Here is a 25812-nt window from a genome sequence, read left to right as displayed (position 1 = left end):
ATGGGGACCGAGAACAACAAGGCCGCTCCTATATATAGATATATATAGTTCGGCGTAGCGATACGGTCAGTGTCATGAGCAAAAAGGACGCCTACAGTCAGGCGGGAAGAACGGCAGTACTGCAGAACATCCAGGGCACCTTGCAGTTCCTGCAGCGTTTCCCGCCGTTCAACCAGATGGAGCAGAGCCACCTGGCCTTCCTGGTGGAACAATGCCAGCTGCGCTTCTATGCCAGCGGCGAAAGCATCATCAAACCCACGGATGGGCCCGTCGAGCACTTCTACATCGTCAAGCAGGGCCGGGTCGTCGGCGAGCGCCAGCACCTGGTCAAGCCTGGAGTGGAAACCACCTTCGAGATCACCGGCGGCGAATGCTTCCCGCTGGCGGCGCTGCTCGGCGAGCGGGCGACGCGCACCGAACACCTGGCCGGCGAAGACACCTTCTGCCTGCAGCTGAACAAGGCCGCGTTCATCCGTGTGTTCTCGATGTCAGAAGTGTTTCGAGATTTTGCACTGCGTGGCGTCAGCAGCCTGCTCGACCAGGTCAACCAGCAGGTCCGCCAACGTGCGGTGGAAACCCTCGGCACCCAGTACTCGCTGAATACCCCGCTGGGCGAACTGGCCATGCGTCACCCAGTGGTCTGCGCGCCGGATACCCCCCTGCGCGAAGCCGTGCGGCTGATGCATGAACAGCAGGTCGGCAGCATCGTCGTGGTCGACCCACAGCGCTACCCGCTGGGCATCTTCACCCTGCGCGACCTGCGCCAGGTGGTGGCCACCGCCGATGCCGACCTCGGCGCGCCGATCGAGCAGCACATGACCGCCCGGCCGTTCTACCTCAGCCCCCAGGCCAGCGCCTTCGATGCGGCCATGGCGATGACCGAGCGGCATATCGCCCACGTCTGCCTGGTGGATAACCAGCGCCTGTGTGGCGTGGTGTCCGAGCGTGACCTGTTTTCCCTGCAGCGGGTCGACCTGGTGCACCTGGCCCGTACCATCCGCCATGCGCCACGCCTCGATTCACTGGTGCAGCTGCGCGGCGAGATCGGCCAGCTGGTCGAGCGCATGCTCGCCCACGGTGCCTCCTCGACGCAGATCACCCAGATCATCACCCTGCTCAACGACCACACGGTGTGCCGGGTGATCGAGCTGGCCATTGCCGAACGTGGCGACCCCGGCGTGCCGTTCAGCTGGCTGTGCTTTGGCAGCGAAGGGCGCCGCGAGCAGACCCTGCACACCGACCAGGACAACGGCATCCTCTTCGAAGCCAGCGACGACGCCGAAGCCGAGGCCATTCGCGCACGCCTGCTGCCCTTGGCGCAGTACATCAACCAGTGCCTGGCCCAGTGCGGCTTCACCCTGTGCAAGGGTAACGTCATGGCCGGCAACCCCGAGCTGTGCCTGTCACGCACGGAATGGGCCCGGCGCTTTGCCGGCTTCGTCCGCGAAGCCAGCCCGGAGAACCTGCTGGGTTCGAGCATCTACTTCGACCTGCGCGTGGTCTGGGGCGATGAACAGGGCTGCGAACAACTGCGTCGGCAGTTGCTGGAGCAGGTGGCGGACAACCGCATCTTCCAGCGCATGCTGGCCGACAACGCCCTGCGCCAGCGCCCGCCGGTGGGCCGCCTGCGCGAGTTCGTGCTGACCCGCCAGGGCAACGACAAGGCCGCCACCCTCGACCTCAAGGTCCAGGGCCTGACCCCCTTCGTCGATGGCGCCCGCCTGCTGGCCCTGGCCAATGGCATTGGTGCCTGCAACACCTTGGAGCGCCTGCGTCAGCTGGTCGACAAAGGGGTCATCGAAGCACTCGACGGCGCCGCTTATGAAGAGGCCTACCACTTCATCCAGCAAACCCGCATGCAGCAGCACCAGCGCCAGACCCGCGACAACCTGCCGTATTCCAACCGCCTCGATCCGGACAGCCTCAACCATCTGGACCGGCGCATCCTGCGCGAATCCCTGCGCCAGGCCCAGCGCCTGCAGAGCAGCCTGGCCCTGCGGTATCAGCTATGAGCCTGTTCGCCTGGCTGCGCCCCGCTGCCCCGCTGCTGGACGATGCCTTGCGTCAGCGCCTGGGACGGCTGCCCAAGGCCAGGCCGTTGGGAGTCTGCTCGTTGCGCGAGCAGCGCTGGGTCGTGCTCGACCTGGAAACCAGTGGCCTGAACCCGAATCGCGACCAGGTGCTGTCGATCGGCGCGGTGGCCATCGAGGACGGCGCCATCGATTTCGCCCAGCAGTTCGAACGCACCTTGCATCGGCCTGAACAGAAAACCAACGCCAGCGTGCTGATCCACGGCCTCGGGCCAAGTGCCCTGGCCGCTGGCTGCGACCCGGCCGAAGCCTTGCTCGACCTGCTCGAATTCATCGGCGACAGCCCGGTGCTGGCGTTCCATGCACCGTTCGACCAGCGCATGCTTGCCCGCGCCTTGAAGGAGAGCCTCGGCCATCGCCTGCAGTTGCCCTTCCTCGACGTGGCGGAGCTGGCACCGATGCTCAACCCCGACACCGTATTGCGCGAGGCCGGGCTGGATGACTGGGTAGCACGCTTCGGCCTGCAGGTGGATGAGCGTCACCATGCCAGCGCCGATGCACAGGTCACGGCGGAGCTGGCGCTGATCCTGTTCAGCCAGGCCCGGCGCCAGCAGCTCGACAGCCCGTTGCAGCTGGAGCAGCGGCTGTGCGGCTGGCGGCGGCGCAAGGCGCATCACCACGGTTTCTGATGATGGCAATCCGATAAGCGTCCATTGCACCGACCCCCTCCCCTCTGTAACAATCGCGAATAATTATCGTTAGTTAATGCATTCGTTCCGGGGGGACGCTGCGTGTCTTCTGCCCACAGCCCACATGCCGAACTGGTCGGCTCGCTGTACCGCGACCATCGCGGCTGGTTGCTCGCCTGGCTGCAGCGCAGCATGGCCTGCCGCCAGCGTGCCGAAGATGTGAGCCAGGACACCTTCGTGCGCCTGCTCGGGCGCGAGCAACTCGACACCCCGCGCGAACCGCGTGCCTTCCTCGCGGCCGTGGCCAAGGGCCTGATGTTCGACCACTTCCGTCGTGCAGCGCTGGAGCAGGCCTACCTGGCCGAGCTGGCGCTGATCCCCGAAGCCGAACACCCGTCCCCGGAAACCCAGCACCTGATCCTCGAAGACCTCAAAGCCATCGACCGCCTGCTCGGCAAGCTGTCGAGCAAGGCCCGCGCAGCCTTCCTGCACAACCGCCTGGATGGCATGGGCCACGCCGAAATCGCCGAACGCCTGGGCGTTTCGGTGTCACGCGTGCGCCAGTACATCGCCCAGGGCATGCGCCAGTGCTATGTGGCCCTGTACGGGGAACCGACGTGAACAACACACCGGTTTCGTCGCGGGTGCTGGAAGCCGCCATTGCCTGGAAAATGAGCCTGGACGATGGCAGCGGCACCCCAGACGAGCGCAACGAATTCATCCGCTGGCATGCCGCCAGCGAAGAACATGCCCGTGCCTGGCGCCAGCTCGGTGCCCTCGACCAACGCGTCAGCGTCGCCGCCGGCCCGGCTCGCCAGGCCCTGCTGCAATCGCGCGTCAGCCTGCGACGCCGGGTAGGCAAGGCCGGCAGCGGGCTTGCCGGCCTGTTCCTGCTCGGCGCCCTGCTGAGCTGGGTCGGCACACCGTCGTTGGCACCCAGCTACTGGCTCGCGGATCAGCGCACCGCCACCGGTGAACTGCGTACCTTGCGCCTGGCCGACGGTACGCTGCTGAGCCTCAATACCCACACCGCCGTGGATATCGACTACGGCGGCGACCAGCGCGTGCTGGTGCTGCATCAAGGCGAAATTTCGGTGGAAACCGGCCACGACGACCCGCGCCCGTTGCTGGTACGTACCGACGATGGCCGCCTGCGCCCGCTGGGCACGCGCTTCCTGGTGCGCCGCGAAGACAACGGCACGCGCCTGGAAGTCTTGCAGTCGTCGGTCGCCGCCATGCCGCACAACAGCGGTGACGAACAGGTCCTGCACGAAGGCCAGCAGGTGCTGATGAACACTAACGGCCTGGGCCGGATAGGCCCGGTGCACGCCGGGGCCGATGCCTGGACCCGCGGCATGCTGGTGGTCGACAACGTGCGCCTGGCCGATCTGCTGAAACAGCTGGGCCACTACCGCAGCGGTCACTTGGGCGTGGCCGACGAAGTGGCCGACCTGCGCGTGACCGGCAGCTTCCCGCTGACCGACACCGACCTGGCCCTGGCTTCACTGGTGCCGGCGCTGCCGGTGAAGATCGAGCGGCATACGCCGTGGTGGGTGACCGTCGTTCCCAAGTAGACCTGTACCCCGGCCTATTAGCAGGTAAACCCGCGAATAGGCCGGTGCAGGCGAAAGCCAGATTCAAATAATTCTCACTTTTTTTCCGATTCCCCCTGTCACTTGTGGAATCTCGCTCGGCAAGGAAGCAGTTAGCTCTTATCCGTCGAGGAACCGCTGCATGTCCCGTGCCGTTGATCGTATCCTGCGTCCCAGCCTGATGGCCCTGGCCATCGCCGTGGCCGCGCCATTGTCCAGCACCGCCCTGTTCGCCGCCGAGCAATCCGCGCCGCGCGCCTACAACCTGCCCGCCGCACCGCTGGCCACCGCCCTGAACCAGATCGCCAGCCAGTCGGGCATCGCCCTGGCCATCGACCCGGCGCTGGTCAGCGGCCGCACCTCGGCCCCGGTCAACGGCCAGTACGATGGCCTCGGCGCCCTGCAGGCCGCCTTGCTGGGCACCGGATTGCAACTGCAGCAGAGCAGCGTGGGCAGCTACAGCCTGGTCGCCGTGCCGGAGGGCGCCCTGGCCCTGCCGGAAACCACCGTGAATGCCGCCAGCGCTTCCGAGAGCGCCTGGGGCCCGGTGGATGGTTACCTGGCCAAGCGCACCGCCGCCGGCACCAAGACCGACACCGCGCTGGTCGAAGTACCGCGCTCGATCTCCGTGGCCACCCGTCAGCAGATGAGCGACCGCGGTGTGCACAGCCTGGACGACGCCGTGAAGTACATGCCGGGTATCGTCTCCGCCAGCTTCGGCAGCGACACCCGCTACGACTGGATGCGCGTGCGTGGTTTCGAACCAACCCAGTTCCTCGACGGCCTGCCGCTGCCACGCGGCGTGTATGCCAACCCGAAAGCCGAAACCTGGAACCTCGACCGCCTGGCCTTACTGCGCGGCCCGGCCTCATCTGTCTACGGCCAGACACCGCCTGGCGGGTTGCTGGACATGGTCAGCCGCCGCCCTCAGGCCGAAAGCGCCAACGAGATCGAAGTGCAGTACGGCAGCGACAACCACCGCCAGATCAACTTCGCCAGCACCGGTAAAATCGACGACGAAGGCCGTTTTCTGTATGGCGTCAGCGGCGTGATCCGTGATGGCGGCACACAGATCGACCATATCGACGACAAGCGCTACAACATCGCCCCAAGCCTGACCTGGAACATCGACGACGACACCTCGCTGACCTTGCTGACCCAGTTCACCCGCGACGATACCGGCGCCACCAGCCAGTTCCGGCCAATCCAGGGCACCAAGATCGACATGCCGTTCGGCAAGATCTCCCACCACAAGAACCTGGGCGACCCGGACTACGAGTTCTACGACCGCACCTACTACGCGCTGGGTTACGCTTTCGAACATCGCATCAACGATGTCTGGCAGTTCCGCCAGAACCTGCGCTACACCAAGACGGACCTGGCGTTCCAGACCATCACCCCCGGTAGCTATAACGAAACCACGCCGCCGGTGAAGGACGACGGCACCGTCAGCCGCATGTCCACCAACACCGATGAAGACATCAGCCAGTTCGCGGTGGACAACAACTTCCAGGCCGACTTCGCCACTGGCGACGTGACCCACACCCTGCTGCTGGGGCTGGACCACCAGCGCGTCAACACCAACTACCTGTCGATCTTCGGCTTCAACGTGCCGGACAGCAACGTGATCAACCCGGTCTACGGAGTGCCGATCACCCGTCCGGACCGCTCCACGGCATTCTACGACTACGACCAGAAAACCCGTCAGACCGGCGTGTATGTTCAGGACCAGATGGCCCTCGGCAACTGGCGCCTGACCCTGGGCGGTCGTGAGGACTGGGTGCACACCAGCACCAAGTACTTCAACCAGGGTGATGCCACCAATACCCAGCGGGACAAGCAGTTCAGCGGCAATGCCGCCATCAGCTACGTGTTCGATTCGGGCTTCGTGCCTTATCTGTCGTATGCCGAGTCGTTCCAGCCGGCCGCCAATGCCGCCGCGTCCGCCACCGAGTCGTTCAAGCCGACCGAAGGCAAGCAGTGGGAACTGGGCATCAAGTACCAGCCGCCGGGCTCCAACACCCTGTTGTCGGCGGCCGTGTATGACCTGACGCAGAAAAACGTCTCGGTCACCAACAACGAAGGCGGTGTGACCTTCACCAGCCAGACCGGCGAAGTGAAAGTCCATGGCCTGGAGCTGGAAGCAGTTTCCGACGTCACCGAAAACCTCAAACTGACCGCCGCCTACACCCTGGCCAAGTCGGAAGTGCAGGATGGCCTGTACAAAGGCAACCGCCTGCAGCTGATGCCCAACCAGCAAGCCTCGCTCTGGGCCGACTACACCTGGCACAGCGGCGTACTCGACGGTTTCGGCATCGGCGGCGGCGCGCGCTACACCGGCAACACCTACGGCGACCAGGCCAACACCTACCTGGGCAAGGCCAACGCCTACACCGTGTTCGACGCCACCGTGCACTACGACCTGGGGCGCCTGAGCAACAGCCTCAAGGGCGCGTCGGTGGCGCTCAATGCCACCAACCTGTTCAACAAGGACTACCTTTCCACCTGCGATAGCTTCTACTGCTACTACGGCGACGAACGTAGCGTCGTGGCCAGTGCTTCCTACAAGTGGTGATGACCTGACTGGCTGAGCACGTCGACCAAGCCGTCCCCCTGGGGGCGGCTTCGGTCTTTCTGGATATCGAGAAACATAATGTAATGAAAAGCCCAACCATCCGCCGCTGGTCCCTGGTCCACACCTGGAGCAGCCTGGTCTGCACCCTGTTCCTGCTGTTGCTGGCACTCACCGGCCTGCCGCTGATTTTCCACCACGAACTCGAACACCTGCTCGGCGATGCCGCAGAGCTGCGCGAGATGCCCGCCGGTACCCCACACCTGGACCTGCAACAGCTGGTACTGAAAGCTGAGCAGCATCGCCCCGGTGAGGTTGTGCAGTATTTCGGCTTCGACAAGGATGAGCCCAACGGCGTGCTCGCGATTACCGCTGCTACCGCTGGCACCGAACCCAATTCGTCCCATACCTTCATGCTCGACGCCCGCACTGGCGAAGCCGTGGCCATGCCGGCCGCCAATGGCGGTTTCATGATGCTCATGCTGCGCCTGCACGTGGACATGTTCGCCGGCCTGCCCGGCAAACTGCTGCTGGCCTTCATGGGCGTGCTGTTCGTCGTGGCGATCGTCTCCGGCACCGTGCTCTACGCACCGTTCATGCGCCGCCTGGACTTCGGTACCGTACGCCACGACAAATCCCGTCGCCTGCGCTGGCTCGACCTGCACAACCTGATCGGCGTGGTGACCCTGGCCTGGGCACTCACCGTCGGCGTCACCGGCGTGATCAGCGCCCTCTCCGACCTGGTCATCGCGGCCTGGCGCAACGACAGCCTGGCCGCGATGGTCGCCCCTTATGGTGATGCCCCGCCGCTCACCGAAAGGGCGCCAGCCAGCCGCTTGCTGGACATCGCCGAACAGGCCGCACCCGGCATGCGTCCTGACTTTATTGCGTTCCCCGGCACACGCTTCTCCAGCGAGCATCACTACGCGGTGTTCATGAACGGCGCCACTCACCTGAGCTCGCACCTGTTCACACCGGTACTGATCGATGCCCGCACCCTTGAGGTGACCGCAGTCGGTGAGCGGCCCTGGTACATGGACGCCATGGGGCTGTCGCAACCGCTGCACTTTGGCGACTACGGTGGCCGCCCGATGCAGGTGCTATGGGCAGTGCTGGACGTGCTGACTATCATCGTGCTCGGCAGCGGCGTGTACCTCTGGTGGGGCAAGCAACGCCGACCACGGGAGGCCAAGGCATGAGCCATCGTTCGCGATCAACTGCCAGGGTGTTCGCCTGGCCAGCCGCCATCGCCTTGCTGGCCGCGCTGGGGCTGTTCGCCGCCCTGCTCGGTGATGGCGCCTGGGACATGCTCGCCTGGGTCGGTCTTGGGATCCCCGCATGGCTTAGCCTGCGCGGCCTGCGCCGGTGAGGTAGACGGCTAACTCCCGGGCATGCCCCGCTCAATCCAGCATGTCCGCTCCCTGACACGCGGAGAGCGGAACATGCTACCCCTGCAACGTATTGATTTCCTGCACCAGCAGGTGCTGGCCTTGCTCGAAGCGATGCCGGTCGTCACCCTGCCACTGCAATCACGCCAGCACCTGCATGGTGAACTCGCCGATTACTGGGCCGCCGCCGATACCCAAGGCCGCTCGCGCGCCACCCGTCTGGCCGACATCCGCCGGGCGATGATGCATGCCGAGGCCGACCTGCGCGCGGCTGACCAGACGCTAAGCGCGGACCTGGCCAGTGTCATTGGCACCTTCCTCGACCTCCCCCATGCCTGGCAGCGCCAGCACCAGCCGCTCGCACGTCGCGCCCAGGCCTACCGCCCGGTGCTCCTGCGCGGCAGCCCGGCATGGCGCGCGGCACTGCCGGGCATGTTCGTGATCGTCACCGGAACGGCGGAAGGGCAAAACCTCGAAGCCGACCAGGCAACCGGCCCTGCACTGCTATTGGGCCTGGCACAGGGCATGGAGGCCTATCCCTCGCTGCGCGAACTGCATCAGGAGCTGTGCGAGCGCCTGGGCGATCCACTCCAGAGCGTACCGTTGCTGCGGTTAATGGTGAACGATACGCAGATCGAGAACGCCCGCCAGGCCGACCGCCTGCGCTACGAGTGGTACGCCGACGACCCGTTGCAGGCGCAGGTCGACTGCCTGCTGGAAGCCCAGCGCCTGCGCCTCAGCCAGACCTGGCCGACACTGCCAGCCAACGCCCCGGAGCCAGCTGCCGAAAAGCTGCGCGAGGCCATGGCACTGCGCATGGAGGCTGGCAGCAAGGCACTGCTCGACACCCGGTATGCGGCGCTCCTGGAAAAAAACCTGCCCGACTGGCTGCGCTCGGCAACGCCTCAGGCGCTCGCACACATCATGCAAGGGATGCAGGAGCTGATCGCTGCCGGCGAGCAGGTCGCCGCTCCCGGCATCCTCACGCTCAAGCAGTTCCAGCAACGCGAATCGCTGCAGGGCTGGGCCAGGCAACGCGTACGAGACCGCCTTCGCCATGACCTGGGCTTGACCGTGGAGCCGTCAGAGATCCTGGTCAAGGTGGTGTACACACGCCAGACAGGGCCCTGGCTCAACCCCTTGCAACCTTCGTCCTACGTTACCTGGCGGGGCTTCCAAAAAGTCGGCGGAGAACTGGTCGAGGCTATCCATGCCAGTTACCCGCTGGATGAGCTGGCCATCCGTAATCTGGCCTGGTTCGACTATGACTACTGGCTGACCGCACGGGTAGCCAGGAGCGACGGCACAGCCCTGCCGGCCCAGCTGAACCCAAGCTACATCAAGACGCTGGTCAGAAGCCTGAATGTCGGTGACAGCTACGCGAGCTACCTGCGCACGCAGCTGATCGACTCAGCGGCAGGCAAGTGGCGGTTGCATGCACACAGCAAGGTCAACCGTGCTCGCATGCGCGCCGAAGCGGCCAAGGCACGCTACGCCGGACACCTCTCCAGCGACTGGTCAGAGCGCCACTATCGCTGGGTCGAGCAGGTGCTGTCGCAACCACACAACGCCTTGCGCCCGCGCGTGGACGGGCACGCGGTGATTACCCGCCAACTGCTGATCCAAGGCAGCTCGGTGCAGGGAGTGCTAATGCTGGCCAGCAGCTCACGTAACACCACCGCCTTTGTGCTCTATACACCCGACGCACCAGACCGACGTGCCTGGCGCTCATTTGCCACCCCCCGCGCACTGCTGCGCCTGCTGCGCGACAAGCCAGTGCTGCGCGCCTACCTCGCCCAGCGCCTGCCGCTCCTGCCCGCTTCGCAGGTCGAGAAGCTGCTGCTCAAAGGCCGCCTGGGCCGAGTGTTGCAGACACCGGCCATCGATGACGACCTGTTCCTGGCCTGTTACATGGCCGAAGTCCGCGGCATGTTGGCAACGGCAGACGCCGACAGCCACAGCACTGCCGAAGTGAATGCCGAACAGGCGCTGAAACTGGGCTGGACCTTGCTGGACCTGATCAGCATCTTCCTGCCGACCAAAGTCATGATTCCGCTGGCACTCGGGCGCATGGCTCTGGAGATCTGGAACGGCATCGAAGCCTACCGCCAGGAGGACCTCAACGGTGTGCTCAACCATGCCTACAACGCCCTGAGTCACCTCAACGATGCGGGTACCAGCCTGGCCAGTACGGGGCTGATGCGCCGCATACTGCGTGGGATGCCCAAGCAACCGCCGCTGCCACTGCCCCTACGATTCAGTGTTACCCCTGAAACGAGCAACCTGCGTTATCGCATCGACGGGGTGTACGGCGAGGAAGTGTTTGAAAAGACTTCGGCCTTCGACGGCTTGTCCGAGTACTTCATTCAAGATACCCAAGGGCGCTACTTCAAGGTCTCATTCGATGGCAGCCGCTGGCGGGCCATCGACCCTGACCGCCCGGATGCCTACCTCAAGCAGCCAATCAAACGTCTGGCGGACGGCAACTGGGTCATCGACTCGCCACTGCTCTGGTACGACGGCCTCCCGGACCTGGTGCGCCTGTTCGACGATTGCCGCCTGCAGGTACCGATGGCCGGCTTACCGAGCAGCGACGCCGAGGGCCTGTTCACGGATCATCAACAGCTTTACCTGCAAACCCAGGGCGGTCAGCTGCCACTGCGCCACCACCTGCTGGCCGGGCACTATCACTTGCAGATCCCCGAAGCCACCAGCGCTGGCGTCGTGCCATGGGCCATCCTGCGCTGGCGGGATGGCCAGTGGCGCATCCGCCTGCGTCAGGCTGGGCGCAGCAGCGATTGGCTGGCCCTGCCCGAAGCTTATTCGGTCAGCTTGGGCAGCAGGCGGTCGAGCCGCTGATGCAAGGCACTGCCCCTAGGCCAGTTGCGTAGCAAGCGCGCCCGGTCCCGGGCATAGGCCGGGGCGAAGCTGAGTTGGGTAGCGTGCTGGCACATGGCATCAAGGTCGATCAGCGACCACTGGCCGTTGTCCCAGAACAGGTTGTGCCCCTTGAAGTCGCCATGGCTGATGCGCTCGCGGATCAGTTGCTGCATCACGTGCACCAGCGCATCGACCTGCTCCTCAGGCGCATCGCCATTCTCCACATAGGGCGCAAAGCACGCGGCCAGGTCCGGGCCATCGACATATTCGGTGACCAGGTAGGCGCGGCTGCGCAGGCCCATCACCCGTTGCTCCAGCACCGCCAGCGGGCGGGGCGTGGCGATGTCGAGGAACTCCAGACGGTGCCCTTCGATCCACGAGTGCCAGGCGCGACTCGGGCGCCAGAAGCGCTTGAACCAGTGTGCGGTGTTCTTGATGTTGTAGCGCTTGAGCACCAGCTTGCGACCGTTCACCTCGATGCGCGCCACGCTGGCCGCACCGCCGGTCTTGTACAGGTGGCCCTTGTCGATCAGCGCGTCGGCTTGCTCCAGTACCGGCAGCATGGCGTCCACTTCGCTGCGGCGAATCGCGCGCAGGCCCGAAAGGCTGCGCTCGACGCTGAACAGGCTGCACTCGCGACCGGCCTTTTCCAGGTAATCCTTCTGCCGCCAGCTGCGCACCTTGTCCACCTGCTTCTGCAGCGCTTCCATCGGCAGCGCGTGCTCGGCGTTGGCCAGCAGGTAGTGCACCAGCAACTCTTCGATGAACGGCTCCAGGCGCTTGGGTAACTGGGCGAAGAACACCCCGAGGTTTTCCAGCACGCGTGGGCGCGACAGCTGCTGGCCGGGGGTCTCGGCCTTGATGCCGGCACCGTCGATCAGGTACAGCTTGCCGCCGTGGCGCAGCAGGTTGTCCAGGTGCAAGTCTTCCTGCCACAGGCCTTGTGCATGCATCTGTGCCACGGCCGTGAGGGCTTCGCCCAGGACCAGGTGCTGCTCGTCGGCCAGTACCGGCAGTTTTTCCACCGCAGCCCAGGCATCGGCCAGGCTTTCGGCGCCATCGAGGAACTCGAACAGCAGCCAGCCGCCCTCGCCTTCCTTGAGGCCGTCAGCGAGCAGTTGCGGTGTGGTCAGGCCTTCTTTGGCCAGCAGCTTCACGCCATCCAGTTCGCGCTGGAAATGCCGTGCGGCATTGCTGCCGACCAGCAGCTTGGCCAGCACCGGGGTGCCGCGCCAGATGCCAGCGCCAACATAGCGCTGGCCAGGCAACACCCGCAGCAGGCTGAGCAGTTGCAGGTCAGCCGTGCCAGCGGCATCGGCCAGGGTGATGCTCAAGGGCAGCGTCGGGCTGCGCCCGGCGTCTTTGAGTTCGGACAAACGCATCAGCGGGCCTCTTTTTCACGACGGCGTTGCGTCAGGCGTTGCAGCCAGGTGCCGAGCAGGGCGCTGTCGGCAGGCTGCTGCAGGTAGGCAGCCAGCAACTGGCGCACGTCCGCCTCGCTCCAGGCACCGGCACGGCGCAGCAGCGGCTCCAGATCGCGCAGGCGGTCGCGCATGCCGAACAGCAGCGGCCGGGTCTTTTCCAGGTCGATCAGCTGCGCTTCCCAGCCCTCGCGGCGTTGGCGCAGGAAGATGTGCTTGGGATAGAAACAGCCGTGCACCAGGCCGGCGCCGTGCAGGGTACGCGCCAGCTGGCCGCAGGCCTTGAGGATGCCCACCCGGGCGTCATCGGCAAGCTGTGGCCACTGGGCCAGCAGGCCCTCCAGGTCGCTCCATTCGTCCAGCGCACGGGTCATCAGGATCGCCCGGTGCTGGCCGTTCTGCTTGCGCTCGCCGTAGAACACAGCCTGCAAGGCAGGAATGCGCAGTTTCTGGTAGCGGCTGATATTGCGGAATTCGCGGGCGAAGGTCGGCTCGCCAAACGGCCGGTGCAAGGTGCGGGTCAGGTAATCGCTCTGGCGCTTGAGGTAATAGCCTTTGCCTTCAAGCTCCAGGCGGTAGACGCTGCTCCAGCCGCCACGGCCGGTGTTGGGTTCGTCCACGGCGTCGAGCTGCAGCGCCCACAGCGCCTCGAAGTCGTTCAAGCCATGGCGTTTGAGCAGCGCGAGGTCCGCGCTGGCCAGGTAATCGGTCATTCCCTTCCCTCGAAGAAGCCCAGCACCTGGCGAATGCGCCGCTTGTCGCGCACATTCAGGCGCTGACGCCCACGGTACTGCAGGTAGAAGCGCAGGCGCTGGGTCGCCGACAGGTGATATTTGGCCACCTTGTCCAGGCATGCCAGGTCTTTGATCATGCGGTGGCGCCACATGAAGCCGCGCCAGAAGTCGCCGGTCGGGCAGTCGATGAAGAACAGCGTGCCCAGGTCGTCGACCAGCAGGTTGCGCCATTTCAGGTCGTTGTGGGCGAAACGGTGCTCATGCATCACTCGGGTGTGGCGCGCCAGCTGACGGCTCAGCTTGTCGACCCAGACCCGGTCAGCCAGGCGTGGGTCGTTGCGCTCGGCCAGGGCCGAGAGGTCTTCGGTGCGTGGCAGTTCGCGAGTGATCATCGCGCCTCGGCCAAAGGCCAGGCCTTTGCGTTCCAGGCCCCAAGCCACCACTTCGGCCGTGGGAATCTCCCATTTGGCAAACTGCTTGAGGTTCTGCCATTCAGCCTTGATGCGTGGCCGGCCCAGGTAGCGGCGCATGTGCTTGCCAGCGCCGGTGTAGCGCTTGACGTAGTAGTTGACCCCGTCACGCTCGATGCGGATGACCTCGCTGAGCGGGTCACGCGTGAGGTGTTCGCCCTTGAGGGCAAAGACCGCATCGAGGCTGCCGAAGTCCGACGCCAGATGTTCGTAGCCTGGCGCCAGTGTCCAACCCGCCATCAGAGTGCATCCCCATAGCGTTGCTTGCGATCGTAGAGCTTCTGCGCCTTGCGTTCGAGCCAGGCGAGCAGCGCGGCTTCCTCGGCCAGGATCTGCCGCAACGGTTGCTGGAAGTAGCCGCGCAGGAAGCGCAGCTTGTCACGCCGGGTCAGGCCGATGTCCAGCGCCGAGAAGTACAGCGCGGCCAGGTCCTTGTCACGCCAGCGGCGGCTGATTTTCACCCGGGTCTGGGCGCGGTGCAGGTCGATGACCGACAGTTTGAAGTCTTCCGGCGTCACCGGCCTGTCGGTGTGCAGCAGGAAGTGGCAGATGTAGCAGTCGCGGTGGTTGACCCCGGCGCGGTGCATGCCGCCGGTCATCTTCGCCACCTCAGCGATCAGCGCACGCTTGAGGCGCGGCTCGGGCGGGTTCTTCACCCAGTCGATGCTGAAGTCTTCCAGGCTGATGGTCGGTGCCAGCTCTTCGGTGACGATGAACGAATGCTGGCTGGCCGGATTGCTGCCGCGCTCGCCATAGGCCACGGCGGTCATGGTCGGTACGCCCACTTCATGCAGGCGCTGGATGGCCTGCCATTCCTGGCCGGCACCGAGCACCGGCAGTTTGGCGGTGAGCAGGTTCTTGAAGATCTCGCCCCAGCCGATGCCGCGGTGGATCTTGACGAAGAAGCCTTCGCCTGCGACCTCGGTACGCAGCGTGCGGCGGCCTTCCAGTTCGCGATAGACCTCGCCTTGCAGCGCTTCCACGGCATCGAAGGCATCACGCCCGGCCCACAGGCGCTTGAAGGGTTCGGCCAGTATCAGCTTCATGTGTCCTCCTGCCCCAGGATCACATCGGCAGCATGCTGCGGCATGCTGTACAAGTCGGCGCTGTCGGCAAAGGCCAGGCCGTTGCGCGACCAGTCGGCGCGGGCCTGCCCGTCTTCGAGCATGCGCTGCAGGTAGCCATTGAGCTGCTCCTGTTCGAACGGCTCGTCCAGCACCAGGCCGCAGTCGGCCTCGGCGATGTAGTGGGCGTAACCACAGACCTTGGACACCAGCACCGGCAGACCGGCCACCAGGGCCTCGAGCAGCACCGTGCCGGTGTTCTCGTTGTAGGCCGGGTGGATCAGCAGGTCGGCGCCCAGCAGGAAGCGCGGGATGTCGCTGCGGCCCTTGAGGAACTGCACCTGTTCACCCAGACCGAGGGTGGCGCTCTGCAGCTGGAACACCTTGGGGTCGTCCTGGCCGATGACCATCAGTTTCGTGCGCTTGCGCAGCGCCGAGGGCAGCGCGGCCAGGGCCTTGAGGCTGCGGTCGACGCCCTTGGTCTTGAAGCCCGAACCGATCTGCACCAGCAGCAGGTCGTCTTCGCCCAGGTTGAATTCCTTGCGGAACTCGGCGCGGATCTCGGCGGCATTGGCCGGTGCGCGGCGGTCCTGGGAGATGCCCGGTGGCAGCAGGTGGAAGCGTTCCACGGGAGTGCCGTAGTGCTTGATGAACAGCGGTTGCTGCACTTCGGAAATCATCAGGACTTCGGTATGAGCGTCCTTGGCGAACACCGCACGCTCGTACTCGGCAAAGTGCCGGTAGCGGCCCCAACGGCGGTACAAGCCGCCGCGCAGGGTCTGCGCCTTGTCTTCGAAGCAGCCGTCGGCGGCGTAGTACACGTCCAGCCCCGGCATCTTGTTGAAGCCGATCAAGCGGTCGACCGGGCGCTTGGCCAGGTCCGCTGCCATCCAGGCGCTGAGCTTCTCGTTGCGCCGGTGGTTGAAGATCGCCTTGACCGGCGCCACCAGCACCTCGAAGCCCGGCGGAATATCACCCTCCCAGATCAGCGTGTACACGCGGATCTGGTGGCCCCGCTTCTGGCATTCCAGGGCAATGCGCATGAAATCGCGCTGCAGCCCGCCGAAGGGGAAGTATTTGTAAAGCACGAAAGCCAGTTGCATCAACGAACATCCTCAGCCAGCAGCAGCGCGCTCAGGCGGCTCGCTACATGCTCGGGATTCAGGCGAGTGAAGCACAGCGGCCACTCGCGTTTCAGATCGAACCGGCGCTGGTCGTCAGCGCTCGGTTTGTAGGTGCACTTCTTTTGCAGGCACGGTGCACAAGGGAAATCGCTGGCCTGGTGAACCTGCACACGGCCGTAGGCGCCGGTCAGGCCCGGGTTGGTCGGGCCGAACAGCGAAATGGTCGGCACGTCCAGCGCGGCAGCCAGGTGGCCGAGGCCGGTATCCACCGCCACGCAGGCCTTGGCCGCCGCCAGCACACGGGCGACGCCGGCAAGGTTCAATTTGGGGAGCACCTGGCAGTTGTTCAAGCCTTGGGCGATACGCTCGGCGCGGGCCTTCTCGGCCGGGTTGCCCCACGGCAGGCGCACCTGCAGCTTGCGCCGGCCCAGGCGTTCGGCCAGTTCGCGCCAGTAGGCCTCGGGCCAGTGCTTGGTCGCCCAGGTGGTGCCGTGCAGGAACACCACGTAGGGCGCAGCCGGCGGCAGTTGCAGGCGGTCGAGGTCGAGGCCGTACTGGCCGATGCCTTCCGGCAGGTCGTAGGCCAGGGCCATGGCGAACAGCTGGCGCACCCGCTCCACGGCATGCTGGCCAACGGCAACCGACAGCGGCCGGTCGTAGAAACGGCTGGCCCAGCCCTCACGGGCCGAGTAGCGGTCCAGGCCGGCGACCGGAGCCTTGACGTAGCGGGTCAGCCAGGCCGACTTGACCAGGCCCTGGGCATCGATCACCAGGTCATACTTGCGCTCGCGAACGCGCTGCTTGAACGCCTTCCACTCGCCGCTCTTGATCGTCTGCCAAATGTTCTTGCGCCAGCGGCGGATCGCCACCGGGATGACCTGGTCGACCGCCGGGTGCCAGCTGGGGATCTCGGCGAAGCCTTCTTCCACTACCCAGTCGAAACGGATGCCCGGGATGGCATGGGCGGCGTCGGTCAGCGCCGGCAGGGTGTGGATCACATCACCCAGTGACGAGGTCTTGATGATCAGTACCCGCACTTAGTCGACCTCGGCCACGGTATCGATCAGGTTCGGGCCACCCAGGCTGTGCAGGGCAGCGATGACTTTGCCGGGCTCCAGCAGGCGCAGGCAGTTGTAGTGGCCGAAGCGGCAGGTGCGGTCGAAGCACGGGCTGCACTCGATGCCGGTGCGCACCACCTCGACCTGTTCGGCCAGTGGCGGCGTGAAGCCTGGCGAAGTGGAACCGTACACCGCGACCAGCGGGCGGTTCAGCGCGGCGGCGACGTGCATCAGGCCGGAGTCGTTGGACACCACGGCATCGGCGCAGGACATCAGGTCGATGGCCTCGGCCAGCGAGGTTTCGCCCGCCAGGTTGTAAGACTCTTCACGGAAGCCCGGAATCAGGCGGTCGCGGATCTGCTCGCCGACCGCATGATCGTTCTTCGAGCCGAACAGCCACACCTGCCAGCCCTGGCGGATCATCGCATCGGCCACGGCGGCGTAGTGTTCGCTCGGCCAGCGCTTGGCCTCGCCGAACTCGGCGCCTGGGCACAGCGCCAGCACCGGCCGGTCCAGCGCCAGGCCGAACTTGGCCATGGCGGCTTCACGGCTCTGCGCTTCGATCTGCAGGCTCGGCCGCGGATACGGCTGCGGCAGCTCGGCACCGGGCGCGTAGGCCAGGGCCATGAAGCGCTCGATCATCAGTGGGTAGCGGGCCTTGTCCAGCTTGCGCACGTCGTTGAGCAGGCCGAAACGCATCTCGCCACGCCAACCGGTGCGCTTGGGGATGCCGGCAAAGAACGGCACCAGTGCCGACTTCAGCGAGTTGGGCAGCAGGATGGCCTGGTCGTACTGGCCGGCCAGGGACTTGCCGATGCGCCGACGCGTGGCCAGCTCCAGCGCGCCGTGGCCGAGCGGGAAGCTCAAGGCCTGGCGCACTTCGGGCATGCGTTCGAGGATCGGCCGGCTCCACTCGGGTGCCAGCACGTCGATCACGCAGTCGGGGTGCTGCTGTTTCAGGCACTGGAACAGGGTCTGCGCCATCACCATGTCGCCGACCCAGCTGGGGCCAATGATCAGTATTCTCATGCTTAGTCCAGAAACGCTCGGGGAGGCTACAGGCTGCATACAGCCTGGCCTCCCCTCTTTATATTCAGGCTATGTGGCGGACAGTGTACCACTCAGACCCTTTCACGGCCTTCAGGTCAGCCCCAGTTCACCCCAGATCCGCCGCACCTGGCGGCGCTCATCGGCAAACTGCGCCGCATCGATCACCCCGGCCTGCTTCTGCAGGGCCTGGCGGTGCGACGCCGAGCGGAACGCCTTGTACACCTCACGCAACAGCACCGCGTCACTGGCCGGCATCAAACCTGCCTGCTCCAGCTCTTCCAGAATGCGGATGTTATCGGTCCATCGGAGTATGGCCGGGTGCTCGTGAGACCAGGCCAAAGCGGCGTATTGCACCATAAATTCGATATCGACGATACCGCCGGCATCCTGCTTGATATCGAACGCCACACCGGCATCGAAGGCATTGGCCGCGGTACCGGCAAGCGTGGCCTTGGTGCCGAGGTTGTCGCGCATCTTGGCGCGCATCTCGCTCACTTCGCTGCGCAACGTGCCCAGATCGCGGGCCTGGCCCAGGACCTTGGCACGCACGCCCTCGAACGCCGATGCCACCTGCTTGCAGCCCACCAGCACACGGGCGCGCACCAGGGCCTGGTGCTCCCAGGTCCAGGCTTCGCTCTGCTGGTAGCGTTCGAACGCCCCCAGCGAGCTGACCAGCAGCCCCGCCGCGCCAGACGGGCGCAGGCGCATGTCGACGTCGTACAGCTGGCCGGAGTTGGTCTGGGTGGTCAGCAGGTGGATGATGCGCTGGCCCAGGCGGGTGAAGAACTGCGCGCTGTCGATCGGCTTGGCGCCGTCGGTTTCCGCTTGCGGGTCGCCATCGTGGATGAACACCAGGTCCAGGTCCGAACCATGGCCCAGTTCCAGGCCACCGACCTTGCCATAGCCGATGATGATGAACCCTGGGTCGCACAGGCTGCCGTCGCTGCGCTTGGGCTGGCCATGACGGGCCACGGTCTGGCGCCAGGCCAGGGCCAGCACCTGGTCGAGAATCGCTTCGGCCAGCCAGGTCAGGTAGTCGCTGACTTTCATCAACGGCAGGTTGCCGCTGATTTCCGAGGCTGCCACACGCAGGCTGTGGGCCAGCTTGAAGTGGCGCAATGCCTCCATCTGCTGCTCCAGGTCGTCCTCGGGGATGCGCGTCAACCGCTCGCGCAGCTCGGCGGCCAGCTCCGGCGCCAGCGGCGGGCTGAACAGGCGGCCTTCGTTGAGCAGCTCATCGAGCAGCAACGGGTAGCGGGCGATCTGCTCGGCAATCCACGGGCTGGCGGCGCACAGGGTCAGCAAGCGCCGCAGCGCCCCCGGGTTTTCGGTGAGCAGCACCAGGTAGGCCGAACGCCGCGCCACGGCCTCGACCAGCGGCAGCACACGCTCCAGCACCAGGTCCGGGTTGTCATGCTCCACGGCCTGGGCCAGCAGGCGTGGAATGAAAGCATCCAGGCGCTCGCGGCCGATGCGCTGCATCGAGCGCAGCTGCGGGCTGGCGCGCAGCGCGGCCAGGCGGCGCAGGGCTTCGGCCGGCTGCTTGAAGCCCGCCTCCTCCAGCTGGCGGCCGGCGGCCTCTTCATCTTGTGCCTGTTCCCACAGCGGCGACCACTCGCCGCCCACCACCAACTCGCCCTCGCCTTCGTCTTCATCCGGGTCGGCGATGACCTGGCGGAAGTGCCAGTCGACCCGGCCGCGCCAGTACATCAACTGATCGTGGAAGCTTTGCCAGTCGGCAAAGCCAAGGATATAGGCGACACGCTCACGGTCGAGCTCGCTGTCCGGCAGCATCTGCGTCTGGCGGTCGGCGATGGCCTGGATGGCATGCTCGGTGTAACGCAGGAATTCATAACCTTCGCGCAGCTCCGCCACCACAGCCGGCGGCAGGTAACCCTGGCCTTCCAGGGTCGCCAGCACCTTGAGCAATGGCCGCAGTTGCAGGCTCAGGTCACGGCCGCCGTGGATCAGCTGGAAGGCCTGGGCGATGAACTCGACCTCGCGGATGCCGCCGGCACCGAGCTTGATATTGTCGGCCATGCCCTTGCGCCGCACTTCCTGCTGGATCAGCTGCTTCATGGTGCGCAGCGCTTCGATCGCCGAAAAGTCCAGGTAACGCCTGTACACGAACGGTTTCAGCATTTCCTGCAGCTGCGCGCCGGCGGCCTGGTCACCGGCCACCACCCGCGCCTTGATCATCGCGTAGCGTTCCCAGTCGCGGCCCTGGTCCTGGTAGTACTGCTCCAGCGCATTGAAACTGAGCACCAGCGCGCCGGCCGAGCCGTAGGGGCGCAGGCGCATGTCGACGCGGAACACGAAACCGTCGACGGTCACCGGGTCGAGCGCCTTTATCAGGCGCTGGCCCAGGCGGGTGAAGAATTCCTGGTTTTCCAGCGAGCGTTTGACGCCTTCTGTTTCGCCGCCTTCGGGGAAGGCGAAGATCAGGTCGATGTCCGACGACAGGTTCAGCTCCACCGCGCCCAGCTTGCCCATGCCCAGCACCACCATGTGCTGCGGCTGGCCGCTGCGGTTGCCGATCGGCGTGCCGAACTGCTGGCAATGGCGCGGGTACAGCCACTGGTAGGCCTCGTCGATGGCCGCGTCGGCGAGGTCCGACAGGTCGCGGCAGGTCTCGCCCAGCTCGGCCTGGCGGGTAATGTCACGCCAGATGATCCGCAGCTGCTGGCGGTTGCGCTCGCGGCGCAGGTTGCGCGCCAGCTCGTCCTCGCTCTGCGCGGCCTGTGCCGCTGCGGCGATCTGCCCGCGCAACTCACCGGGGGCGTAGCGACGGTCCAGTTCACCGCTGGCGATCAGGGCGAAGAGCATGGCTGGCTCACGCTGGGCCACGCCAAGGACGAAGTCACTGGCAGCAGCAACCTGGTCGAACTGTTGCCGGTGCAACGGAGTCCAGGTGTGCAGGTCGAGGTCGGCGTGGCCTGCCACGGCATCGCTCAGAAACTGCTGGTTGCGAACGACCAGCGGTTGCAGGGAAGCAGGCAGTTCGAGCGGCAAAGGTAGGCGCATGGTCTATCCTTGATCGGCGTGAAATGAAGGGGAAAAAGCGGCCAAGAGGAAGCTGGACCACGGTTGGACTGTCATACAAAAGTTGGAAATAGCTGAAAAAAACGAATCATTGGCAAGAAACATCAAGATTCACCTGTTCGCGACACATCGCCAACCAACATGAACGTTTTTCCTCACAAGCCGAGGTGCGACCAAACGTCGCATTTGTGTAGTTTTACTACTACCCATGGCGTGCAAAAGCATGAAATGCCGAAGCAAATGTAGTAAAACTACACGGCGCCGGGAGACACCCCGGTAATCCAAGAATTCACGACGTCTGCCCATAAGGCCAGTCGCAAACTCAGGCCCCCGATTCTGGTGGCCTTTCCGCCCTGGAGCAAGCCATGCAAGACCTCGATCCAATCGAAACCCAGGAATGGCTGGATGCCCTGGAGTCGGTCCTCGACAAAGAAGGCGAAGACCGCGCTCATTACCTGATGACCCGCATGGGCGAGCTGGCCACCCGCAGTGGCTCCCAGCTGCCGTACGCAATCACCACGCCATACCGCAACACCATCCCTGTCACCCACGAAGCACGCATGCCTGGCGACCTGTTCATGGAACGCCGCATTCGCTCGATGGTGCGTTGGAACGCGCTGGCCATGGTGATGCGCACCAACCTGAAGGACTCGGACCTGGGCGGCCACATCTCCAGCTTCGCCTCCAGTGCCACCCTGTACGACATCGGCTTCAACTACTTCTTCCAGGCTCCGACCGAAGAACATGGCGGCGACCTGATCTTCTTCCAGGGCCACGCATCGCCAGGCGTTTACGCCCGTGCCTTCATGGAAGGCCGCATCAACGAAGAGCAGATGAACAACTTCCGTCAGGAAGTGGACGGCAACGGCCTGTCTTCGTACCCGCACCCATGGCTGATGCCTGACTTCTGGCAGTTCCCGACCGTTTCGATGGGTCTGGGCCCGATCCAGGCCATCTACCAGGCACGCTTCATGAAGTACCTGGAAGCCCGTGGCTTCATCCCGGCCGGCAAGCAGAAGGTCTGGTGCTTCATGGGCGACGGCGAGTGCGACGAGCCGGAATCCCTGGGCGCAATCGCCCTGGCCGGCCGCGAGAAGCTGGACAACCTGATCTTCGTCATCAACTGCAACCTGCAGCGCCTCGACGGCCCGGTTCGCGGCAACGGCAAGATCATCCAGGAACTCGAAGGCGTGTTCCGTGGCGGTGGCTGGAACGTCAACAAGGTCGTCTGGGGCCGCTTCTGGGACCCACTGTTCGCCAAGGACACCAACGGTGCCCTGCAGCGTCGCATGGACGAAGTCATCGACGGCGAGTACCAGAACTACAAAGCCAAAGACGGCGCGTACGTTCGTGAGAACTTCTTCAACACCCCAGAGCTCAAGGCCATGGTCGAAGACCTGTCCGACGACGAGATCTGGAAGCTCAACCGTGGCGGCCACGACCCGTACAAGGTCTACGCGGCGTACCACCAGGCTGTGAACCACAAGGACCAGCCGACCGTCATCCTGGCCAAGACCATCAAGGGTTACGGTACCGGTGCCGGCGAAGCCAAGAACACCGCGCACAACACCAAGAAGGTCGACGTCGACAGCCTGCGTCACTTCCGTGACCGCTTCGACATCCCGGTCAAGGATGCCGACCTCGAGAACCTGCCGTTCTTCAAGCCGGAAGAAGGTTCCGCCGAAGCCAAGTACCTGGCCGAGCGCCGCAATGCCCTGGGTGGCTTCGTGCCTCAGCGCCGCGCCCAGAGCTTCAGCGTGCCGACCCCGCCACTGGAAACGCTGAAAGCGATCCTGGACGGCTCTGGCGACCGCGAAATCTCCACCACCATGGCCTTCGTGCGTATCCTCGCGCAGCTGGTCAAGGACAAGGACATCGGCCAGCGCATCGTCCCGATCATCCCGGACGAAGCCCGTACCTTCGGTATGGAAGGCATGTTCCGCCAGCTGGGCATCTACTCGTCGGTCGGCCAGCTCTACGAGCCAGTCGATAAAGACCAGGTGATGTTCTACCGCGAAGACAAGAAGGGCCAGATCCTCGAGGAAGGCATCAACGAAGCCGGCGCCATGTCGTCGTTCATCGCTGCCGGTACCTCGTACAGCTGCCACAACCAGCCGATGCTGCCGTTCTACATCTTCTACTCGATGTTCGGCTTCCAGCGCATTGGCGACCTGGCCTGGGCTGCCGGCGACAGCCGCACCCGTGGCTTCCTGATCGGCGGTACCGCCGGCCGTACCACCCTCAACGGTGAAGGCCTGCAGCACGAAGACGGTCACAGCCACATGATGGCGGGCACCATCCCGAACTGCCGCACCTACGATCCGACCTACGGCTACGAGCTGGCGGTGATCATCCAGGACGGCATGAAGAAGATGACCGAAGAGCAACAGGACATCTTCTACTACATCACCGTGATGAACGAATCCTACCAGCAGCCAGCCATGCCGGCCGGTGTCGAGGAAGGCATCATCAAGGGCATGTACCTGCTCGAAGAAGACACCCGCGAAGCCGCGCACCACGTGCAGCTGATGGGCTCCGGCACCATCCTGCGCGAAGTCCGCGAAGCGGCGAAGATCCTGCGTGAAGAGTTCAACGTCGGTGCCGACGTGTGGAGCGTCACCAGCTTCAACGAACTGCGCCGCGACGGCCTGGCCGTGGAACGCGCCAACCGCCTGAAGCCTGGCCAGAAGCCACAGCAGACCTACGTCGAGCAGTGCCTGAACGGTCGCAAAGGCCCGGTCATCGCGTCCACCGACTACATGAAGCTGTTCGCCGAGCAGATTCGCCAGTGGGTGCCGAGCAAAGAGTTCAAGGTCCTGGGTACCGATGGTTACGGTCGCAGCGACAGCCGCAAGAAGCTGCGTCACTTCTTCGAAGTCGACCGCCACTTCGTGGTGCTGGCTGCCCTGGAAGCCCTGGCTGACCGCGGCGAGATCGAACCCAAGGTTGTGGCTGACGCCATCGTCAAGTTCGGCATCGACCCGGACAAGCGCAACCCACTGGACTGCTGAGGAGTATTTTTAAGTGAGCGAACTCATTCGCGTACCTGACATCGGCAGCGGTGAAGGTGAAATCATCGAGCTGTTCGTCAAGGTCGGTGATCGTATCGAGGCTGACCAGAGCCTGCTGACCCTGGAGTCCGACAAGGCCTCCATGGAGATCCCGGCGCCAAAGGCCGGCGTGATCAAGGAACTGAAGGTCAAGCTGGGCGACCGCCTGAAAGAAGGCGACGAGCTGCTGGTCCTGGAAGCCGAGGGCGCCGCTGCTGCGGCCCCTGAGGCTCCGGCCGCCGCCGCTGCTTCGGCTCCAGCTGCTGCGCCTGCTCCGGCCGCCGAAGCCGCCCCTGCTCCGGCAGCAGCTCCGGCTGCCGCCAGCGTCCAGGACATCCACGTGCCGGACATCGGCTCGTCGGGCAAGGCCAAGATCATCGAAGTGCTGGTCAAGGTCGGCGACATCGTCGAAGCCGACCAGTCGCTGATTACCCTGGAGTCCGACAAGGCCTCCATGGAAATCCCGTCGCCGGCTGCCGGCGTGGTCGAAGAAGTGCTGTGCAAGCTGGAAGATGAAGTCGGCACTGGCGACCTGATCTTCAAGCTCAAGGTTGCTGGCGCAGCACCTGCTGCTGCCCCGGCTCCAGCCGCCGCTGCACCTGCCCCGGCTGCCGCGCCTGCTGCTGCCGCCGCACCTGCTGCCGCTCCAGCCGCTGCCCCAGCCCCGGTCGCTACCGCACCGGCTGCCGGCAGCAACGCCAAGGTTCACGCCGGCCCGGCCGTTCGCCAGCTGGCCCGTGAATTCGGTGTCGACCTGGGCGCAGTGGCCGCCACCGGTCCGCACGGCCGCATCCTCAAAGAAGACGTGCAGGTCTACGTCAAGGCGATGATGCAGAAGGCCAAGGAAGCACCAGCAGCCGCTGGCGCTACCGGCGGCGCTGGCATCCCGCCGATCCCGGCCGTGGACTTCAGCAAGTTCGGTGAAGTGGAAGAAGTGGCCCTGACCCGCCTGATGCAGGTCGGTGCCACTAACCTGCACCGCAGCTGGCTGAACGTGCCGCACGTGACCCAGTTCGACTCCGCCGACATCACCGAGCTGGAAGCCTTCCGCGTTGCGCAGAAGGCCGTGGCCGAAAAGGCTGGCGTCAAGCTGACCGTGCTGCCACTGCTGCTCAAGGCCTGCGCCTTCCTGCTCAAGGAACTGCCGGACTTCAACAGCTCGCTGGCGCCAAGCGGCAAAGCGATCATCCGCAAGAAGTACGTGCACATCGGCTTCGCCGTGGACACCCCGGACGGCCTGCTGGTCCCTGTGATCAAGAACGTCGACCAGAAGAGCCTGCTGCAACTGGCTGCCGAAGCCGCTGCACTGGCCGAGAAGGCGCGCACCAAGAAGCTGTCGGCCGACGACATGCAAGGTGCCTGCTTCACCATCTCCAGCCTCGGCCACATTGGCGGCACCGGCTTCACGCCGATCGTCAACGCGCCGGAAGTGGCGATCCTGGGCGTCTCCAAGGCGACCATGCAGCCGGTCTGGGATGGCAAGGCCTTCCAGCCGAAGCTGATGCTGCCACTGTCGCTGTCCTACGATCACCGTGTGATCAACGGCGCTGCCGCCGCGCGCTTCACCAAGCGCCTGGGCGACGTGCTGGGCGATATCCGCACCATGCTGCTGTAAGGCGGCACACTGCCCCTCGTTGCGAGGGGCAGT

General features: G+C 65.0%; 18 protein-coding genes. 10 read left to right on the top strand and 8 right to left on the bottom strand.

All coding sequences use genetic code 11. The features are described 5' to 3' along the window. Nucleotides 1-74: 74 nt before the first annotated feature. The 8 genes from ACIPZ8_RS13955 (at nt 75) to ACIPZ8_RS13920 (ending at nt 11130) form a co-directional block, all read left to right on the top strand. The gene (locus ACIPZ8_RS13955; protein ID WP_400723916.1) at nt 75-2012 is read left to right on the top strand and encodes a DUF294 nucleotidyltransferase-like domain-containing protein; all 1938 of its coding nucleotides are present in this window, start codon (nt 75-77) and stop codon (nt 2010-2012) included. Next, nucleotides 2009-2719, top strand: a complete 711-nt coding sequence (locus ACIPZ8_RS13950) for a PolC-type DNA polymerase III (protein WP_400723913.1) — start codon at nt 2009-2011, stop codon at nt 2717-2719. The genes ACIPZ8_RS13955 and ACIPZ8_RS13950 overlap by 4 nt, the downstream gene beginning before the upstream one ends. Nucleotides 2720-2821: 102 nt before the next feature. After that, nucleotides 2822-3340, top strand: coding sequence for an RNA polymerase sigma factor (locus ACIPZ8_RS13945; protein ID WP_400723910.1), 519 nt, complete (start codon nt 2822-2824; stop codon nt 3338-3340). Further along, nucleotides 3337-4293 carry a FecR domain-containing protein gene (locus ACIPZ8_RS13940; protein ID WP_400723908.1) on the top strand — a complete coding sequence of 319 codons (957 nt, stop codon included), beginning with the start codon at nt 3337-3339 and terminating at the stop codon, nt 4291-4293. Before ACIPZ8_RS13945 ends, ACIPZ8_RS13940 begins: the two co-directional genes overlap by 4 nt. Nucleotides 4294-4453: 160 nt before the next feature. Next, the gene (locus tag ACIPZ8_RS13935) at nt 4454-6886 is read left to right on the top strand and encodes a TonB-dependent siderophore receptor (RefSeq protein ID WP_400723905.1); all 2433 of its coding nucleotides are present in this window, start codon (nt 4454-4456) and stop codon (nt 6884-6886) included. Nucleotides 6887-6969: 83 nt separating this feature from the next. Continuing rightward, nucleotides 6970-8082, top strand: a complete 1113-nt coding sequence (locus ACIPZ8_RS13930; protein WP_400723902.1) for a PepSY-associated TM helix domain-containing protein — start codon at nt 6970-6972, stop codon at nt 8080-8082. After that, nucleotides 8079-8252 (top strand): hypothetical protein, encoded by a 174-nt coding sequence (locus ACIPZ8_RS13925; RefSeq protein WP_400723899.1) that lies wholly within the window; start codon nt 8079-8081, stop codon nt 8250-8252. The genes ACIPZ8_RS13930 and ACIPZ8_RS13925 overlap by 4 nt, the downstream gene beginning before the upstream one ends. A 73-nt stretch (nt 8253-8325) precedes the next feature. Beyond that, nucleotides 8326-11130 (top strand): dermonecrotic toxin domain-containing protein, encoded by a 2805-nt coding sequence (locus tag ACIPZ8_RS13920; protein ID WP_400723897.1) that lies wholly within the window; start codon nt 8326-8328, stop codon nt 11128-11130. Here the strand turns inward: ACIPZ8_RS13920 and ACIPZ8_RS13915 are convergent. From ACIPZ8_RS13915 to glnE, 8 genes are all read right to left on the bottom strand, one after another. Beyond that, complete coding sequence (locus ACIPZ8_RS13915) at nt 11091-12533, bottom strand: lipopolysaccharide kinase InaA family protein (protein WP_400723894.1); 1443 nt, start codon at nt 12531-12533, stop codon at nt 11091-11093. The two genes, ACIPZ8_RS13920 and ACIPZ8_RS13915, sit on opposite strands and share 40 nt — an antisense overlap. Next, nucleotides 12533-13285 carry a lipopolysaccharide kinase InaA family protein gene (locus ACIPZ8_RS13910; protein ID WP_400723891.1) on the bottom strand — a complete coding sequence of 251 codons (753 nt, stop codon included), beginning with the start codon at nt 13283-13285 and terminating at the stop codon, nt 12533-12535. The genes ACIPZ8_RS13915 and ACIPZ8_RS13910 overlap by 1 nt, the downstream gene beginning before the upstream one ends. Beyond that, the gene (locus tag ACIPZ8_RS13905; protein WP_400723888.1) at nt 13282-14016 is read right to left on the bottom strand and encodes a lipopolysaccharide kinase InaA family protein; all 735 of its coding nucleotides are present in this window, start codon (nt 14014-14016) and stop codon (nt 13282-13284) included. The genes ACIPZ8_RS13910 and ACIPZ8_RS13905 overlap by 4 nt, the downstream gene beginning before the upstream one ends. Then, nucleotides 14016-14822 (bottom strand): lipopolysaccharide core heptose(I) kinase RfaP, encoded by an 807-nt coding sequence (gene rfaP, locus ACIPZ8_RS13900; protein WP_400723886.1) that lies wholly within the window; start codon nt 14820-14822, stop codon nt 14016-14018. The genes ACIPZ8_RS13905 and rfaP overlap by 1 nt, the downstream gene beginning before the upstream one ends. Further along, nucleotides 14819-15943: a glycosyltransferase family 4 protein gene (locus ACIPZ8_RS13895; RefSeq protein ID WP_400723883.1), complete on the bottom strand. Its 1125-nt coding sequence runs from the start codon at nt 15941-15943 to the stop codon at nt 14819-14821. Before ACIPZ8_RS13895 ends, rfaP begins: the two co-directional genes overlap by 4 nt. Continuing rightward, on the bottom strand, nt 15943-17001 hold the full coding sequence (waaC, locus tag ACIPZ8_RS13890; RefSeq protein ID WP_400723880.1) for a lipopolysaccharide heptosyltransferase I: 1059 nt from the start codon (nt 16999-17001) through the stop codon (nt 15943-15945). Before waaC ends, ACIPZ8_RS13895 begins: the two co-directional genes overlap by 1 nt. Then, nucleotides 17002-18051: a lipopolysaccharide heptosyltransferase II gene (gene waaF / locus ACIPZ8_RS13885; RefSeq protein ID WP_400723877.1), complete on the bottom strand. Its 1050-nt coding sequence runs from the start codon at nt 18049-18051 to the stop codon at nt 17002-17004. Nucleotides 18052-18162: 111 nt separating this feature from the next. Continuing rightward, complete coding sequence (glnE, locus tag ACIPZ8_RS13880; RefSeq protein WP_400723874.1) at nt 18163-21096, bottom strand: bifunctional [glutamate--ammonia ligase]-adenylyl-L-tyrosine phosphorylase/[glutamate--ammonia-ligase] adenylyltransferase; 2934 nt, start codon at nt 21094-21096, stop codon at nt 18163-18165. A 383-nt stretch (nt 21097-21479) separates the two neighbouring features. Between glnE and aceE the strand changes: the two genes are divergently transcribed. Both aceE and aceF read left to right on the top strand, forming a co-directional pair. After that, nucleotides 21480-24125, top strand: coding sequence for a pyruvate dehydrogenase (acetyl-transferring), homodimeric type (aceE, locus tag ACIPZ8_RS13875; RefSeq protein WP_400723871.1), 2646 nt, complete (start codon nt 21480-21482; stop codon nt 24123-24125). 13 nt (nt 24126-24138) lie between these two features. Next, nucleotides 24139-25779, top strand: coding sequence for a dihydrolipoyllysine-residue acetyltransferase (aceF, locus tag ACIPZ8_RS13870; RefSeq protein ID WP_400723868.1), 1641 nt, complete (start codon nt 24139-24141; stop codon nt 25777-25779). Nucleotides 25780-25812 lie beyond the last annotated feature (33 nt).

This window comes from Pseudomonas sp. NPDC089422 (assembly GCF_044749405.1).
Classification (GTDB): Bacteria; Pseudomonadota; Gammaproteobacteria; order Pseudomonadales; family Pseudomonadaceae; genus Aquipseudomonas.
This window is presented reverse-complemented; position numbering and strand designations above follow the sequence as displayed.

Bases quoted from the DNA above. Each gene is read 5' to 3' on its own strand.
- ACIPZ8_RS13905 (WP_400723888.1), bottom strand. From the start codon at position 14,016: ATGGCGGGTTGGACACTGGCGCCAGGCTACGAACATCTGGCGTCGGAC.
- ACIPZ8_RS13935 (WP_400723905.1), top strand. From the start codon at position 4,454: ATGTCCCGTGCCGTTGATCGTATCCTGCGTCCCAGCCTGATGGCCCTG.
- ACIPZ8_RS13910 (WP_400723891.1), bottom strand. From the start codon at position 13,285: ATGACCGATTACCTGGCCAGCGCGGACCTCGCGCTGCTCAAACGCCAT.
- waaF (WP_400723877.1), bottom strand. From the start codon at position 18,051: ATGAGAATACTGATCATTGGCCCCAGCTGGGTCGGCGACATGGTGATG.
- ACIPZ8_RS13920 (WP_400723897.1), top strand. From the start codon at position 8,326: ATGCTACCCCTGCAACGTATTGATTTCCTGCACCAGCAGGTGCTGGCC.
- ACIPZ8_RS13930 (WP_400723902.1), top strand. From the start codon at position 6,970: ATGAAAAGCCCAACCATCCGCCGCTGGTCCCTGGTCCACACCTGGAGC.
- ACIPZ8_RS13915 (WP_400723894.1), bottom strand. From the start codon at position 12,533: ATGCGTTTGTCCGAACTCAAAGACGCCGGGCGCAGCCCGACGCTGCCC.
- glnE (WP_400723874.1), bottom strand. From the start codon at position 21,096: ATGCGCCTACCTTTGCCGCTCGAACTGCCTGCTTCCCTGCAACCGCTG.
- rfaP (WP_400723886.1), bottom strand. From the start codon at position 14,822: ATGAAGCTGATACTGGCCGAACCCTTCAAGCGCCTGTGGGCCGGGCGT.
- ACIPZ8_RS13895 (WP_400723883.1), bottom strand. From the start codon at position 15,943: ATGCAACTGGCTTTCGTGCTTTACAAATACTTCCCCTTCGGCGGGCTG.
- ACIPZ8_RS13925 (WP_400723899.1), top strand. From the start codon at position 8,079: ATGAGCCATCGTTCGCGATCAACTGCCAGGGTGTTCGCCTGGCCAGCC.
- ACIPZ8_RS13950 (WP_400723913.1), top strand. From the start codon at position 2,009: ATGAGCCTGTTCGCCTGGCTGCGCCCCGCTGCCCCGCTGCTGGACGAT.
- ACIPZ8_RS13955 (WP_400723916.1), top strand. From the start codon at position 75: ATGAGCAAAAAGGACGCCTACAGTCAGGCGGGAAGAACGGCAGTACTG.
- aceE (WP_400723871.1), top strand. From the start codon at position 21,480: ATGCAAGACCTCGATCCAATCGAAACCCAGGAATGGCTGGATGCCCTG.